The organism is Ectopseudomonas guguanensis (genome assembly GCF_900104265.1).
Lineage (GTDB): Bacteria > Pseudomonadota > Gammaproteobacteria > Pseudomonadales > Pseudomonadaceae > Aquipseudomonas > Aquipseudomonas guguanensis.
On the sequence record NZ_FNJJ01000001.1, the window covers coordinates 174003 to 188056 of the forward strand.

Genomic DNA, 14054 nt, shown 5'->3' on the forward strand with positions numbered 1-14054 from the left:
GATGGGAGCCTTGCTGGTGAGCCAGTCCGAACCTGTCGCCTCTACTGACGCCCTGCGGATTCCGGCCGAGGCCATGCAGCACTACCTGCCCGGCGGCCACCCCGCCCTGCCGCTGCCGCATGTCACCCCGGACGTGGTGCTGCACCTGTTCACCCACTGCAGCATCACCGAACCGATCCTCGTGCCTGCGGTGGCCGAACCGCTGCTGGTGATGGTGCTGGCGGGGTCGGCCATCGTCGAAGAGCGCGCGGCCGGCGGTGAATGGGCGCAGACCGAGGTGCGAGTTGGCGACTTCTTCCTCACCAGCACCATGCAGCCCTACGAAATGCGCTGGCAAACCAGGGATGGCGACAGCTTCGAAGTGATGCATTTGTATCTCGCGCCCACGCTGATCGATCACGCAGCCCGTGACCTGGGGCTGCAACAGGCCGGCCCGGTGAGCTTCGTCGACCTATCCGGTGGTCATGACGACTGGGTTCGCATGCTGCTGGAACAACTGCGTGCGGAGCTCACCGGCAGCCGCACGCCGAGCCAGCTGCTCGTGCACAGCCTGGCCCAGGCGCTGGCCATTCACCTCGTGCGAACCTATCGCGCCCCGCTGCCAGCAGGCAGGCGCAGCAACGCGCTGCAGGCTTACAAGCTGAGGCGCGTCATCGACCTGATGAACCAGCACCTGGCGCAGGACTTCTCCCTGGCCAAGCTGGCTCAGGCCGCGCAACTGAGCGAATACCACTTCAGCCGACTGTTCAAACGCGCCACCGGGCTGTCGCCGTCGCACTATTTCATTCGCCTGCGCATCGCTCGCGCCCGGCAACTGCTGCTGGAAACCGAGCGCAGCGTGATCGATATCGGGCTGGAAGTGGGCTACTCGAGCCCTAGCCATTTCTCACAAGTCTTTCGCCGTGAAGTGGGCGTGACGCCGAGCGCCTATCGCGATCCGGGGCGGGATTGAAGATGGTCGAGCTGCAAATTGCAGGTGCACCAGTCGCGGCGAGCTGAAGTACGTTTAGAGCGAAGCTGATCCTGGCACTTCCCACGGAATGTACGCATCGAGCCGATGGATGGGCTCTCTCATTACTCGTACCTGTACGCCGCTGTACCCAGGATTTGCGCATTGCTCGTCAGCGAGTGACATAGATCCTGATGGGCTACTGGGGCAGCCCGGGGGTTCTACCGCTATCGCTTCGCCGCACCCTGGGACAGCACATCGGTCAGGGCCACCGAGGGGCACACCACACGCAAGAGCTTGCGAAAGCGCGGGCACTCCATATGGGACGGCGCGGGGCATTCGGCAACATGCCTGAGCAGACGGCTCATGGTGCTCATGCGCAGCACCTGGCGATCGAGCTCATCGGCTCGTTGAAGCAGGGTCGGCCGGGCCAGATCCGGGTTGCGGTCCTCGTCGAACATTGCGCCGATATCCTCCAGCGAAAAACCGGCGGCCTTTCCCAGCCCGATCAGGGCAAGCTGGACGATGGTTTCCTCGCTGTACTGTCGACGCAAACCGTTGCGGCAAACGGGCCGGATCAGCCCCACCTGTTCGTAATAGCGGAGCGTGGAGGTGGGCACCCCGCTGGTTTTCGAAAGCACTCCAATATCGACGAGTTTCATGCTTGACCTCAAGTTGACTTGAACTTGCATAGTAGGCCATCGCCACTCCGACAGGCAGACAATGCACATGAAACCTAACCCCTGCCCTGCGACCAACAAACGAACACTCGCGGCACTGGCCGGTGCCATCCTGCTCGCGTCGCTGGGCATCAGCATCGCCACGGTTGCACTACCCAGCGTGGCAAGCGTGTTTTCGGCCGGCGTCCAGCAGGTGCAATGGGTCATGCTGGCCTACCTGCTCGCCGTGACTGCCGTCATCGTCGTGGCAGGACGAATGGGCGATCTCTACGGGAATCGCCGGGTGCTGATCGGTGGCATCCTGCTGTTCACCCTGGCCTCTGTCGGCTGCGCAGTAGCGCCGACCCTGGGTTGGCTTATCGCTGGCCGCGCGGTGCAGGGGCTGGGCGCGGCAACGCTCATGGCGCTGCCGCTTTCTATCGCCAAAACCCTGATTGCAAAAGAGCGCCTGGGCGCATCGATGGGCCTGCTCGGCACGATGTCAGCCATCGGAACCGCACTGGGCCCGTCGGTCGGCGGCATCCTGATCGGCGAATTTGGCTGGCGCTCCGTTTTCATGCTGTTGGCGCTAGGCGGCAGCGGCTTGCTGGTACTGGCCGTTACCGGCCTTGGAAAAATGGTACCCACTGGAAACTCCGCCCGCATCGATTGGGCCGGCAGCGCCTGGCTATCCGTAGCACTGCTGTGCTTCGCCCTCTCGGCCAGCGGAGGCAGGGTCGGCGTGAACATTGCGCCCTGGATGCTATTGCTGCTGGCCACCGCCGCGCTTCTGATCTTCATCCGTACCGAGCTGGTCGTGCCCAATCCCCTGATCCCGGTGGCGCTGGCGCGCGGACGCGGTATCGCCACATCGCTGTCCATGAACCTCGTGGTGGCGACCATCATGATGTCCACGCTGGTGGTCGGCCCATTGTTTCTCTCGTTTGGCCTGGGTCTCAGCGAAGCCGGGACAGGCTTGGTAATGGCCGCCGGGCCTTGCGCCGCGGCGCTGTCGGGGGCGCCGGCGGGTAGGCTTGCAGATCGGTTCGGAACCGACCGGACACTGCTCGCGGGCCTGCTGCTCGCCAGCGTTGGGCTGTGCGGCTTCGCCGTGTTGCCTATCCTTATCGGGATTCCGGGCTACATCCTGGCGATGGTGCTGATGACACCGGGTTTTCAGCTGTTCCTGGCGGCCAACAACACAGCTGCGATGAACCTGGCGGCCGAAGCGCACCGAGGGGTGCTCTCGGGGCTGCTCGGCCTGTCACGCAACCTAGGCCTGATGACGGGAGCTTCCCTGCTGCCGCTGCTATTCGCCTCGCTGCTGAATAGCCGGACATTGGCGGATAACTCCGCGGCTACGATCAGCAACGCCTTCTCCGCTACCTTCCTGAGCGTGGCCGGCCTGTGTGTTCTCACCTTCCTGTTCGCAGCGCGGGAACGGCTTCGCGATGTTGGAAAGGTTGGTTGCTAACGGCAAAAGCGGCCATGAAAGGCTGCGAAACCAGGGGCGATTCAATGATCAACATCGGCGCGCTGGTCTACGCTCTTCGTCCGGCGTTCTGGCAGCACAATTGCCATAGCGCATACACTTACGTACTTCACTTACTGTTGAACTGCTCAGAGAGGAAGTCGATCAACACCCGCACCTTAGCCGGCACCAGGCGGGTCTCGGTAATCGCGTAAACCGGCAGGGCCTCTGCCCGCCAGCTGGGCAATACGCGCTGCAATCGGCCTTGGGCAAGATCCTCGCCGATCATCTCGTCCACCAGCATAGCGATACCCTGACCGAGCAAGGCTAGGCGACGCAGCATGCCGATATTGTTCAGCAGGTAGCGTCCCTGGATCGGCAGGCTCACTTTCTGCTCTGCAGCGTGCAGGATCCAGGGCGCATCCAGCATGCGTAGACACTGATGTTGCAGTAATTCTGCTGGGCTGCTCGGTACACCATAGCGGGCCAGATAACTTGGGCTGGCAAAGAGGTTTCGCTGCAGGGTACCAAGGGGGCGGGCAATCAACTGCGAGTCGGGTAGGGCGCCGATACGGATCACGAGATCAACAGGGTCACGGATCAGATCCAGACGCTTTGGTGTGAGATCCAGATCGAACTGGATCTGCGGGTAGCGTTCGGCAAACTCGGCCAGGAGCGGTGCCAGGTAGACCACACCGAAGTCGATGGGTATGGAAAGGCGGATCAGGCCGCTGGGATTGTCTACCAGATCAGAGATCTCTTCATGGGCCAGGCGGGCTTCGTCGACGATACGCCGACAGCGCTCATAGTAAAGGCGACCGCCTTCTGTGAGTTCGATACGCCGTGTGGTGCGGTTGAGTAGGCGCAGACCGATACGTCGCTCCAGTTCTGCAATTCGCCGCGAGACCGTGGAGTTGGGCAAGCCAACTGCCTCGGCGGCGCCGCGAAAGCTGTTGGCTTTGATCACTTCAACGAACAGGGCCATGTCATTGAGCAGCCTCATGTAGAACTCCATTGCTCCACTGGTGGAGCAATCATTCCTGATTTTGTGACTTTATCCTATACATGCTGGGCCGGATGATCTGCTCACGCCTGATATCCCTCTGCGTGAACTTGGAGACTTCCCCATGACCGCTCAATTGCTTAGCCCGGCTCGTCTGCATGATCTTGTTCTGCGCAACCATATGGTGATGGCGCCGATGACGCGCTCAAGGGCCGACGCTGACGGGGTGCCACGGGCATCCACGGCCATCTACTACGCCCAGCGTGCCAGTGCCGGACTGATCATCAGTGAGGCAATCAATATCTCGGCAGACGCCGTCGGAAGTCCGCTCACACCCGGCCTCTTCAGCGATAAGCAAATTGCCGCCTGGCAACAGGTCACGTCGGCAGTGCATGAGGCAGGTGGCAAGATCTTTGCGCAGCTCTGGCACACCGGCCGGGTCGGTCATTCCAGTGTGCGTGGTGGTTTGTTACCCGTGGCTCCGTCTGCTGTTGCGATCCAGGGCCAGCAGCATTTCACCTTGGAAGGTATGAAGGATTACGAGGTACCGCGCGCACTGACCTTTAGCGAAATCCAGGCCGTCATCGGTGACTACCGCCGAGCCGCTGAAAACGCCAAGCGTGCGGGGTTTGACGGTGTTGAATTGCACGCCGCATTCGGCTATCTGCCGAACCAGTTTCTCGTGGACTCGGCCAATCTGCGCACGGACGAGTACGGCGGAAGCATCGCCAAGCGCAGCCGGTTCGTGCTGGAGGTGATGCAGGCGCTGATCGAAGTTTGGGGCTCAGCTCGCGTGGGGATCAAGCTATCGCCGGTGATTCCTTTCAACAGCATGATCGACAGCGATCCGCTGGCCCTCTACAGCTACCTGCTGGGCGAATTGAACAAGCTGCAGCCTGGCTATGTGCACCTGATGCGCGCGCTGTTTCCGCTGGACAACTTCCCGCACTGGCCGCGTGACGTACTGGCAACTTTCGGTACGCAAATTAACAGCCCATTGATTGCCAACGGTGGCTACGACGCAGCGAGCGGTGAGGCTGCTCTCAGGGCTGGCGAGGCAGCACTGGTGTCGTTCGGCACTCCGTTCGTGGCCAATCCCGACCTACCGGAGCGCTTTGCACGTGGCGCCGAACTGGCTCAAGCCGACCGCGCCACCCTATACGGCGGCGAGGATGCGGGCTTCATTGACTATCCAAGCCTGTGAAGGAGGCCATCATGACTCGCTCATTACTTGGTAAAGCCCTGCTTGGTTTCGCTATCGTCGCCACCGTGGCGATAGTGGCAATCGCCGATGTGTTCAATGCCACCCATCTGTTCAATCCGGATTGGCCAGGGCATGCGCGGTTTCATATAGGCATGCAGTTCACCACGCTGGTTTTGGTCAGTCTGTTTTCTCTGGTCGCACTGAAGCGTGGTCAGGTATGGGCGGCGGCATTGGCGCCAGGCAGTTTCTGGCCGGGTCTGTTCGTGGCTTACCTTATTCCCGGTACAGATGTATATGCCAGCCAGGCATTGCGTGAGATCGGAGTGCCGATCAATCTGCTGTTAGCGGCAATACTACTAGGCATCACTGCGTTTGGCATTCAACTGCAGTCCTCCAAAGAAAAATGATCATCGGCCCCAAACTGGACGATCATGTTTGCGAAGATGCTTATGACTGACCACTACTTTACGGCGAGCACTGACCGATTAACTCAGCCGCGTAGTGCTCGATGCTCCAACTTTTGAGCACCACTATTTTGGAGTCTTTGACTGACTACCTTTAGCCGATAGCTGCCGATCCAAACCTTGCCCTGCTCCCTCCCCCACGCTACAGTCCGCTCTGTCACGGTCAATCCCGTGACCGGGTGTGGTAGCCCGATTCACACGAAGGCGCGGTAGCGCCATAGTCGAGAGCAGGCGCTTTTTTTGTGCCCGCTGTTTTCTCGCGCATTTATGGCGGGCCGTGTGAGGCAGGCTTCGGCCTGGCCGGCGTCCTTCGTGGGTCGGTCTACCACCCTTGCACGGTCCGCCTCCATATCGTGTGGTAGCGAATGGAAAGCGGCTCCTTAAATCCACGAAGGAGCATAAGGAAAATGCGCTATCCCCCTTTTACCCAAGGGCTCCGCCCTGGGCTGTTGGCTGTCATGTCCACTTCCGTTCTGGAGGTGCTGCATGACCAGGTCTGAATCCGTCGTTATCCCCTTCCCCACGCCTCGCAATCCCTTGCATAGCCATATCGCGGACGAGTGCCCGCCCCAGGCGGCGGCCGAATATCGGGCGGCGCTGCTGGCCAAGTTGCTAAGGCGCTTGCCGGAGGCAGAGCTGTCGAATACCGGCAGCGCGCTGTTGAGCGAGTTGATCGTGCTCTATCGCCAGGCCATCGCGCTGGCCAGCGGGAGGGTCGAGCATGATTGAGCCGCAACGTTACCTCACCCGTCTGCCCGCCCATGACGGTCACCCAGGCGCGGAGTTCGGCTGGAACGAGCAGAACCAGGAGAGCTTCTTACACGGCGTGCAGCAGGCGCAGGCCTGGCTGGATGACGCCAACAGTGGCTGGCTTTGGGCCAACCTGCTGCTGGAGCGGCAGCTGTTCCCGCCGGGCGCACAGCGCCATGCCTTCGAGTTGGGCTTTCTCAGCCGCATCCACCAACGCCTGTGTTCGCCGCTCGGTGGCGGGCATCTGGCCAGGCGCACGGAGCTGCAGTTGTAACTGGGCCTGGAAGCCGGGTGGGCAAGGTTGCTTGCCCATCCGGCTTGCACCTGCACCCGTTCGCCGGAGAAAAACACTGAATACCTGGCACGCCCGCAGTCTAAAGCCTCACTCCCCTGGCAGCCGTTGGGCCGGGTAGCGAAGCCCCCGACAGTCGAGCAAAGGCGATGAAAACCTCGCGAATCATTACTTCCGAAACCCATGGTGCGCAGCGTGAGCAGCAGGCGGAGCTGATGATCTTCGGTACGCCGAAGGAGCGGCTCGATTTCTACCGGCGGGAAATTCAGTACGAGACCAGCCTGCTGGCCGGACGCACCAATGCCTATCTGACGGCGCAGTCGTTTCTGGTGATCGCCTATGCGTCGTCCATGGCCAACTCGAACGAAGACTGGGGAGCGGTGTTCACCCTGGTGGTGCCGGCGCTGTTCACGCTGCTGGGCATCATCAGTTCGCTGCACGCCTGGCCGGGCATCAGGGCCTCCGCGACGATCATCGAGCACTGGCACTACAAGCAGGAACAGTTGCTGCGCAGCGATCCCGAGTTCGGCCATGCCTATGACGACTCGCCGCTGTTCAGCGAGCAGGAGGCCAGCCGGGAGAGCACCTACAAGTCGCTGCTGTTCTTCCTGCGCTCGCCCTGGCTGTTCATCGTGTTCTGGAGCGCGCTGGGCGTGTTCTCCATCTGGTTGCAGCTGCCCTCGGCGAATCTGTGAGGCCGCCGCGACAGGCCTGATGGCAGCCAGCGCCGGCCAATCTGTTCGAACTTCTGCTTCTTGCGCCTTTCAATCCTGATACATGCCGCGTTGACCAACGCGACCATTCACTGCGCCCGTGCGGCGCATCAGCGGAGGTATCGATCATGAGTTCGAATCTGCAAGGTAGAAAGGTGCTGTTCATCACCGCCAACATCGGCATCGAGCGCGACGAGCTGCTCAAGCCGATGCAGGCGCTGAAGGATCAGGGTGCGAGCGTCACTCATGCCAGCGTCGAGGGCGGTGAGGCCGAAACCTGGCTGAACGACAGCGAGAAGGACGTTACCGTGCAGTCCGACACCCAGCTCAAGGGGCTCAGCGCCGCGGACTACGACCTGCTGGTGATCCCTGGCGGCACGGTGAATGCCGACAACCTGCGCCAGGACAAAGACGCGCAGCGTCTGGTGCAGGAGTTTCGCGATGCCGGCAAGACGGTCGCGGCGATCTGCCATGGCCCCTGGCTGCTGATCGACGCCGGCGTGGTGCCGGGCAAGGTGTTGACCTCGTATGCCAGCGTGCGCCTGGACCTGGCCAACGCCGGTGCGGACTGGGTGGACGCCGAGGTGAAGGTGTGCCCGGGGCAGGACTGGACGTTGATCACCTCTCGCACACCGGACGACATTCCGGCGTTCAACGAGGCGATCAGCCAGGCGCTGCGCGCGGCTTGATCGCGGCAGCGATCAATGGTGCTCGATGCGGTTTCGCCCGCCGCGCTTGGCGCAGTACAGGGCGATATCGCTGCGCGACAGTGCGGCCTCGACGCTGGCATCGCCGGCATCGAGCAAGGAGATGCCGACGCTGACGGCCAGGTAGATGGACTCTCCGGCATGCTGGATCGCTGCTCTAGCAAGCTCCTGCTGGATACGCGTGGCGAAGTGCATGGCCTTGTCCAGGTTCGCCTCGCTGAGCACCACGGCGAACTCCTCGCCGCCCAGGCGCCCGGCCGTGTCGGTCTTGCGCAGCTGGCTGCGGAGAATCCCGGCAAAGTGGCGCAGGGCCTGATCGCCGACGTTGTGCCCCCAGCGATCGTTGATGGTCTTGAAGTAGTCCAGATCGAACATCAGGATCGCCGCACTCTGCTCGGGGTTGCGCTGCAGGCGGGCCAGTTCGGCTTCGAGCTGACGCATGAAATGCCGGCGGTTGGCGAGCTGGGTCAGGAAATCGGTGGTGGCGAAGGCCTGCAGCTCGGCCTCGATCTGCTTGCGTTCGGTCACATCGGTGAGAAAGCCGTACCAGGTCACGCTGCCATTCTCTTCGCGGCGTGGCCGGGCTTCCCCCTGGCACCAGGTGATCTCGCGCCCCGGCACCTGCACGCGAAACTCCAGATGCCAGGGCAGCAGGTCCTCGGCAGAACGCGCGAAGGAGTCGATGAAGGCCTGGCGGTCGTCCGGGTGGACGATGTTCGCCAGCGCCTGGGCATCCTCCATCAGTTGCATGGCACTGAGGCCGCAAACGGCCTGCGCGCCGGCGCTGACGTAGGTGAAGGCCGAAGCGCCACCGGCTTGTCTGCGGTACTGGAAGACCATGCCGGGAATCTCGTTGGTCAGATCGGTCATCAGGGCGACGCTCTGTTGCACCTGCTCCGACAGCCGGCGCATGGCGGTGATGTCGGTGGTGGTGCCGATCATGCGCAGCGGCCTGCCCTGTTTGTCGCGCTCGACCACCTTGCCGCGGCTGCACACCCACTTGTACTGGCCATCGCGGCAGCGCAGCCGATGCTCGACCTCATAGGCCGCGGTGCGCTGATCCAGATGCGCCTGGATGGTCGCGCGGACGTAGTCCAGGTCGGCCGGGTGCACGCGGGTGTAGCTCTCTTCGATGCGATTGCCGATTTCATGCTCGGCGTAACCGAGCAGGGCCTTCCAGCCGCTGGAGTAGTGAATTTCACCGGTGGCGACGTTGCGGTCCCAGATGCCGGTGCCGCTGCCGGCGATGGCCAGCGCCATGCGCCGCTCGCTCTCGCGCAGGGCCGCGATCTCGTGGCGCTGCTGGGCGTCGTCAGCCTCGCGCGTCAGCAGGTCCAGCGCCAGGGTGGCGAAATCCTGCAGGGCCTGGCGCTGACCGGCATCCAGTTCACGCGGCCGGCTATCGAGCAGGTACAGGGCGCCGAGCCTGCGCCCCTGGCTCGCCAGAGGGTAATGCGCGATCAGCTGCGGGGAGCTGCCCGGCGGGCTCGTCTGCTGGCCCGGGCCAGGATGGAGCGTTTCACTGGCGTCCTCGGCCTCGACGATCTGCGCCCGCTGCAGTTCGCCGAGGGCGGAGCTGGCCAGGATGCGCCGCGCGCTCCCCGTGCCGGTCACGAGCACGGCAGTCAGCGCGAAGTGCCGGCCGATCAGGCGCAAAAGCCCGTCGAACCGCTCATCGTTGGCGCTGATAGACACATTGGTCGAACACAGGGGCTGCATAGGCATTGTGTCAGGCAAGGATGGAAACGCTGCCTGATATTGATACGCCATTAATGTGTCGGCGTCTAATCGTTCACGGTCTGGATACCGGATTGCCGCAAAGCCCTTGCCACAAGCCGCTCTATCTCGAGCCTTCTGGGGCTCACATCGCAGCTCAGCGGGGTGATCCTGCAGCAGCAAAACGTTATGATATAACGTCATTTTCGAGACCACAGATCGGTCCGCCCCAGGCAACCGTGCGCAACAACCTCCCCTGAAGAAGAACGCAACCTTAGGAATACCTATGAAAGCCACCTCGGCCTCCCTCGCCGTCATGACCGCGCTGGTCACCCCGCCGATTCACGCAGCCTCGTCCAACTCCACCGTCTCGCTCGGCTCGGTCTACGTCACCCCCGAGGCCAAAGGCGCGCTGCGCACCGACAGCATCCTGACCTCGGTGGACATCATGGGCAGTGACAGAATCGAGGACAAAACCGTGATGAACAGCTGGGAGCTTGTAGGCCAGATGCCCGGCATCCAGCTGACCGAGACGCGCATGGGCGCCGAATCGGGCAAGGTGACCTTCCGCGCCTTCAACGGCGAGGGTTATATCAACGGCATCAAGACCCTGATCGACGGTGTGCCGAGCAACGTCAACAGCGGCAACCAGCGTTTCATCGACATGATCTTCCCGCTGGAGCTGGACTACATCGAGGTGGTGCGCGGCACCAACGACCCGCGCTACGGCCTGCACAACATTGGCGGCAACATCAACTTCGTCACCCGTCAGGGCGGCAACTACACCGATGGCCGCCTGACCTATGGCAGCTTCAACACCCGCGAATTCCAGCTGGCGGTCGGCCACGAGGAAGGCAATTTCGCGCAGAACTATTTCCTGGCCAAGCAGGACTCCGACGGCTTCCGCGACCACAGCGACTCCAACAAATACTCACTGGGCGGCAAGTGGTTCGTCACCGATGACGAGCAGACCATGAAGCTCGGTGTGGTCGCCCGCCTCTATCATCATGAGGCCGAGGAGCCGGGCTTTCTCACCGCCCGGCAACTGGCCGCCAGCCGCACGCAGTCGCCAGCGAAGAACGCCAACGACGGCGACGACCGCGACATGAAGCACCTCAGCGGGCATGCCGACTTTCAGCCCAGCGACGGCCTGAGCCTGAGCAACAAGCTGTACTACAACAGCTACGACGATGACCGCACCGTGACCTTCACCGACTACCCGGTCGGCAACGCCCCACGCCAGCGCCGCCAGTGGCAGGAACGGCAGACCGGTATGCTGAGCAACCTGACCTGGCGCGCCCACGAGATGCTCACACTCGATGGTGGCGTCAACTACGAGCAGCAGAACAACGAGTACCGCCGCTATCGCTACAACTTCGGCATCCCCACCGACTTCGACGCGCCGCCGGCGCGCACGCAGAACGATGACAGCTACACGCTGTACAACACGGGTGCCTACGCTCAGGCGATCATCCAGCCCATCGAAAAACTGAAGATCATCCCGGCCTACCGGGTGGACAAGTTTTCCGGCAACACCGAGTTGCTGAGCGGTGAGAAGGCCAAGCTGCAGGACTACGGCTGGATCGAGCAACCCAAACTCAGCGTGGTGTACAGCGTCACGCCGGACGTCAACGTCTATGCCAACTGGGGCCGTACCTTCCAGATTCTCACGGGGTCGGAGGGGCCGGCGTACCTGACCGCCGGCCAGACTGCGTACAAGCCCTCGATCAACACCGGCAAGGAAGTGGGGGTGAAGTTCAAGCCCTTCGCCGGCTCCGAGGCGCGCATCGCCGTGTGGCAGCAGGATGCTACCGACGAGGTTTCCAACATGCCTGCCACCGGTACCACCGTCGGCCTTGGCGAAACCCGGCGGCGCGGCATCGACATGCAGCTCAGCGCGCAACTGAACCAGCAATGGACGGTATGGGGCTCGCACGCCATCCAGCAGGCCAAGGTGCGCAGTGCCTTCACTGACGGCGGTCGCTCCCTGGCGGGCAACGAGGTGATCTCCACCCCGCGCTACATCAGCAATGCCGGCGTCGACTATCAGTTCAACGACGCCTGGCGCTTCGGCCTGCAGGCGCGCGCCCAGGGCGATTACTACATTGATACGCTCAACGAACAGGGCAAGTACGGCGGCTTCGCCGTGCTGGACGCCAACGTGCGCTATCAGGTGTCGGCGACCACCAGCCTCGACCTGCAGCTGAAGAACCTGACCGACCGCGAGTACGAGTACGTGTGGTTCGACAACTTCTTCTGGGGCGGTGACGACCAGCCGATGTTCTCCCCGGCGCCGGGCCGCTCGGCCTATGTGTCGGTGAACATGAAGTTGTAACGCCGGAGCCGTTCGGAGGAGGCGCCGAAACCCGGCCCGCACAGCAAGACATAGAACGTAGGGTGCGCCGTGCGCACCAGGGGGCAAGTCGCAACCACAACCGGCTCTGCAGTCCCCCCACGAACGCAAAAGGCCAGGGTTCGTCCCTGGCCTTTTCGTAGGGTGCGCCGTGCGCACCAACTGGCACTGCGAAAAACTCGGTGCGCACGGCGCACCCTACAGCCGCTGAACGTCGCGCCTTGAGGGGCAAGTCGCAACCACAACCGGCTCTGCAGTCCCCCCACAAACGCAAAAGGCCAGGGTTCGTCCCTGGCCTTTTCGTAGGGTGCGCCGTGCGCACCAAATGACACTGCGAAAAACTCGGTGCGCACGGCGCACCCTACAGCCGCTGAACGTCGCGCCTTGAGGGGCAAGTCGCAACCACAACCGGCTCTGCAGTCCCCCCACAAACGCAAAAGGCCAGGGTTCATCCCTGGCCTTTTCGTAGGGTGCGCCGTGCGCACCAACTGGCACTGCGAAAAACTCGGTGCGCACGGCGCACCCTACGACAGAGGCTCTTAGAGGTACTTCAACCAGCGAATGTCGCGCCGCCTCGCCTTGAGCCGGGCGAACCATTGCGTGGGCGTAAACAGCAGCACCGCCAGCACCAGCGTCGCGGTCCAGATCCAGGCCATCGAGTCGAAGCCGAAGTAGTGCCCCTGGTTCGCGCCCCAGATGGCAAAGGCGGCGATATACAGCAGCTTCAGCACATACAGGTGCAGCAGGTAGAAGAACATCGGCGCGCTGCCGAACACGGCCAGGGTACGCACCATGCGCCCATCGTTGCGCCGCTCGAAGTACGCCAGCAATAACAGACCGACGCCCAGCGTCAGCGCCAGGAACAGCAGCGACGGCGGATACTTGGTGATGTTGAGCAGGGCCATCAGCGTCTGCACCCAGGTTTCCCCGACCGCCCAGGGCTTCTCGCCATAGCCGTTGACCAGGCGCAGCAGCACGAACAGCGCCAGCGCGCCGAAGCCCGTCCTGCGCAATGCCTGCAGACGCTGCTCCGGCGCGCTCGACCAGCGAAACCACGGGCCGATCACATAGCCCAGGGCGATCACCCCGATCCACGGCAGCACCGGATAGGACGTGCGCAGGCGCAGGGTTTCGGAGAATTCGATCCAGCCACGATCATGCAGCACCGCCCAGGGGATGTGCATGACCGACTCCGGGCCGAAGTGCAGGCCATCGAGCAGGTTGTGCCCGGCCACCAGCACCAGCCCCAGCACGGCCAGCAGCGTGCGCGGCAGCCACAGCAGCAGGGATAGCGCCAGCATGCTCAGGCCGATGGCCCAGATCACCTGCAGGTAGATCACCGTAGGCGGGAACTGGAAGGTCCAGGCGAAGTTGACCAGGGTGAACTCCAGCACCACCAGAAACACCCCGCGCTTGAACAGAAAGGCGCTGGTCGCCGCCCGGCTCATCTGCTTCTCGCCATAGAGAAACGCCGAAAGCCCGGTGAGCAGGATGAACACCGGCGCGCACAGATGAGCCAGGGTACGGCTGAAGAACAACGCAGGATCGGTAGCGGTCACGTCCATCGGATCACCGACCTGCTGGTGCAGGTAGAAGGTTTCGCGAACGTGATCGAGCAGCATGAAGAGGATGACCAAGCCGCGCAGGGCGTCGATCGAAAGGAGACGATTGGAGGGCATGGATGACTTCGAATGGCACATGGAGGAAACGTAATACTATAACCAAAACTGCCCACGGCAGCGCCAGTGCCGCACGGTTCGCAACAACCGGCAG

General features: G+C 62.6%; 13 protein-coding genes. 9 read left to right on the plus strand and 4 right to left on the minus strand.

Features of this window, described 5'->3' with window-relative positions; genetic code table 11:
* Position 1: 1 nt before the first annotated feature.
* Positions 2-952, plus strand: a complete 951-nt coding sequence (locus BLS61_RS00850; protein ID WP_090426067.1) for a helix-turn-helix domain-containing protein — start codon at positions 2-4, stop codon at positions 950-952.
* Positions 953-1176: 224 nt separating this feature from the next.
* Here the strand turns inward: BLS61_RS00850 and BLS61_RS00855 are convergent, their stop codons facing one another.
* Positions 1177-1611, minus strand: coding sequence for a helix-turn-helix domain-containing protein (locus BLS61_RS00855; RefSeq protein WP_090426070.1), 435 nt, complete (start codon positions 1609-1611; stop codon positions 1177-1179).
* Between the two features lie 61 nt (positions 1612-1672).
* Between BLS61_RS00855 and BLS61_RS00860 the strand changes: the two genes are divergently transcribed.
* Complete coding sequence (locus BLS61_RS00860; protein ID WP_244157890.1) at positions 1673-3082, plus strand: MFS transporter; 1410 nt, start codon at positions 1673-1675, stop codon at positions 3080-3082.
* 127 nt (positions 3083-3209) lie between these two features.
* Here the strand turns inward: BLS61_RS00860 and BLS61_RS00865 are convergent, their stop codons facing one another.
* Entirely contained in the window at positions 3210-4082 is an 873-nt protein-coding gene (locus tag BLS61_RS00865; RefSeq protein ID WP_090426866.1) for a LysR family transcriptional regulator, read from the minus strand.
* Between the two features lie 124 nt (positions 4083-4206).
* Here BLS61_RS00865 and BLS61_RS00870 point away from each other — a divergent pair, with 124 nt between their 5' ends.
* The 6 genes from BLS61_RS00870 (at position 4207) to BLS61_RS00895 (ending at position 8194) form a co-directional block, all read left to right on the plus strand.
* On the plus strand, positions 4207-5286 hold the full coding sequence (locus BLS61_RS00870; protein ID WP_090426074.1) for an alkene reductase: 1080 nt from the start codon (positions 4207-4209) through the stop codon (positions 5284-5286).
* Positions 5287-5297: 11 nt separating this feature from the next.
* Positions 5298-5693 carry a hypothetical protein gene (locus BLS61_RS00875; RefSeq protein ID WP_090426078.1) on the plus strand — a complete coding sequence of 132 codons (396 nt, stop codon included), beginning with the start codon at positions 5298-5300 and terminating at the stop codon, positions 5691-5693.
* A gap of 543 nt (positions 5694-6236) precedes the next feature.
* Complete coding sequence (locus tag BLS61_RS00880; RefSeq protein WP_090426082.1) at positions 6237-6479, plus strand: hypothetical protein; 243 nt, start codon at positions 6237-6239, stop codon at positions 6477-6479.
* The gene (locus BLS61_RS00885) at positions 6472-6774 is read left to right on the plus strand and encodes a LasR-specific antiactivator QslA (RefSeq protein WP_090426085.1); all 303 of its coding nucleotides are present in this window, start codon (positions 6472-6474) and stop codon (positions 6772-6774) included. Before BLS61_RS00880 ends, BLS61_RS00885 begins: the two co-directional genes overlap by 8 nt.
* Before the next feature lie 167 nt (positions 6775-6941).
* Entirely contained in the window at positions 6942-7487 is a 546-nt protein-coding gene (locus BLS61_RS00890) for a hypothetical protein (RefSeq protein WP_090426088.1), read from the plus strand.
* Between the two features lie 146 nt (positions 7488-7633).
* Entirely contained in the window at positions 7634-8194 is a 561-nt protein-coding gene (locus BLS61_RS00895) for a type 1 glutamine amidotransferase domain-containing protein (protein WP_090426092.1), read from the plus strand.
* A gap of 12 nt (positions 8195-8206) precedes the next feature.
* Here the strand turns inward: BLS61_RS00895 and BLS61_RS00900 are convergent, their stop codons facing one another.
* Positions 8207-9931: a sensor domain-containing diguanylate cyclase gene (locus BLS61_RS00900; RefSeq protein ID WP_090426095.1), complete on the minus strand. Its 1725-nt coding sequence runs from the start codon at positions 9929-9931 to the stop codon at positions 8207-8209.
* 283 nt (positions 9932-10214) lie between these two features.
* Between BLS61_RS00900 and BLS61_RS00905 the strand changes: the two genes are divergently transcribed.
* Positions 10215-12263 carry a TonB-dependent receptor gene (locus tag BLS61_RS00905; RefSeq protein ID WP_090426097.1) on the plus strand — a complete coding sequence of 683 codons (2049 nt, stop codon included), beginning with the start codon at positions 10215-10217 and terminating at the stop codon, positions 12261-12263.
* A gap of 557 nt (positions 12264-12820) precedes the next feature.
* Here the strand turns inward: BLS61_RS00905 and BLS61_RS00910 are convergent.
* Positions 12821-13960, minus strand: coding sequence for an acetyltransferase domain-containing protein (locus BLS61_RS00910; RefSeq protein ID WP_090426100.1), 1140 nt, complete (start codon positions 13958-13960; stop codon positions 12821-12823).
* Positions 13961-14054: the final 94 nt, after the last annotated feature.

Excerpts from the sequence above, each read along its gene's own strand:
- BLS61_RS00850 (WP_090426067.1), top strand. The coding sequence starts at position 2 with ATGGGAGCCTTGCTGGTGAGCCAGTCCGAACCTGTCGCCTCTACTGAC.
- BLS61_RS00855 (WP_090426070.1), bottom strand. The coding sequence starts at position 1,611 with ATGAAACTCGTCGATATTGGAGTGCTTTCGAAAACCAGCGGGGTGCCC.
- BLS61_RS00860 (WP_244157890.1), top strand. The coding sequence starts at position 1,673 with ATGCACATGAAACCTAACCCCTGCCCTGCGACCAACAAACGAACACTC.
- BLS61_RS00865 (WP_090426866.1), bottom strand. The coding sequence starts at position 4,082 with ATGAGGCTGCTCAATGACATGGCCCTGTTCGTTGAAGTGATCAAAGCC.
- BLS61_RS00870 (WP_090426074.1), top strand. The coding sequence starts at position 4,207 with ATGACCGCTCAATTGCTTAGCCCGGCTCGTCTGCATGATCTTGTTCTG.
- BLS61_RS00875 (WP_090426078.1), top strand. The coding sequence starts at position 5,298 with ATGACTCGCTCATTACTTGGTAAAGCCCTGCTTGGTTTCGCTATCGTC.
- BLS61_RS00880 (WP_090426082.1), top strand. The coding sequence starts at position 6,237 with ATGACCAGGTCTGAATCCGTCGTTATCCCCTTCCCCACGCCTCGCAAT.
- BLS61_RS00885 (WP_090426085.1), top strand. The coding sequence starts at position 6,472 with ATGATTGAGCCGCAACGTTACCTCACCCGTCTGCCCGCCCATGACGGT.
- BLS61_RS00890 (WP_090426088.1), top strand. The coding sequence starts at position 6,942 with ATGAAAACCTCGCGAATCATTACTTCCGAAACCCATGGTGCGCAGCGT.
- BLS61_RS00895 (WP_090426092.1), top strand. The coding sequence starts at position 7,634 with ATGAGTTCGAATCTGCAAGGTAGAAAGGTGCTGTTCATCACCGCCAAC.
- BLS61_RS00900 (WP_090426095.1), bottom strand. The coding sequence starts at position 9,931 with ATGCAGCCCCTGTGTTCGACCAATGTGTCTATCAGCGCCAACGATGAG.
- BLS61_RS00905 (WP_090426097.1), top strand. The coding sequence starts at position 10,215 with ATGAAAGCCACCTCGGCCTCCCTCGCCGTCATGACCGCGCTGGTCACC.
- BLS61_RS00910 (WP_090426100.1), bottom strand. The coding sequence starts at position 13,960 with ATGCCCTCCAATCGTCTCCTTTCGATCGACGCCCTGCGCGGCTTGGTC.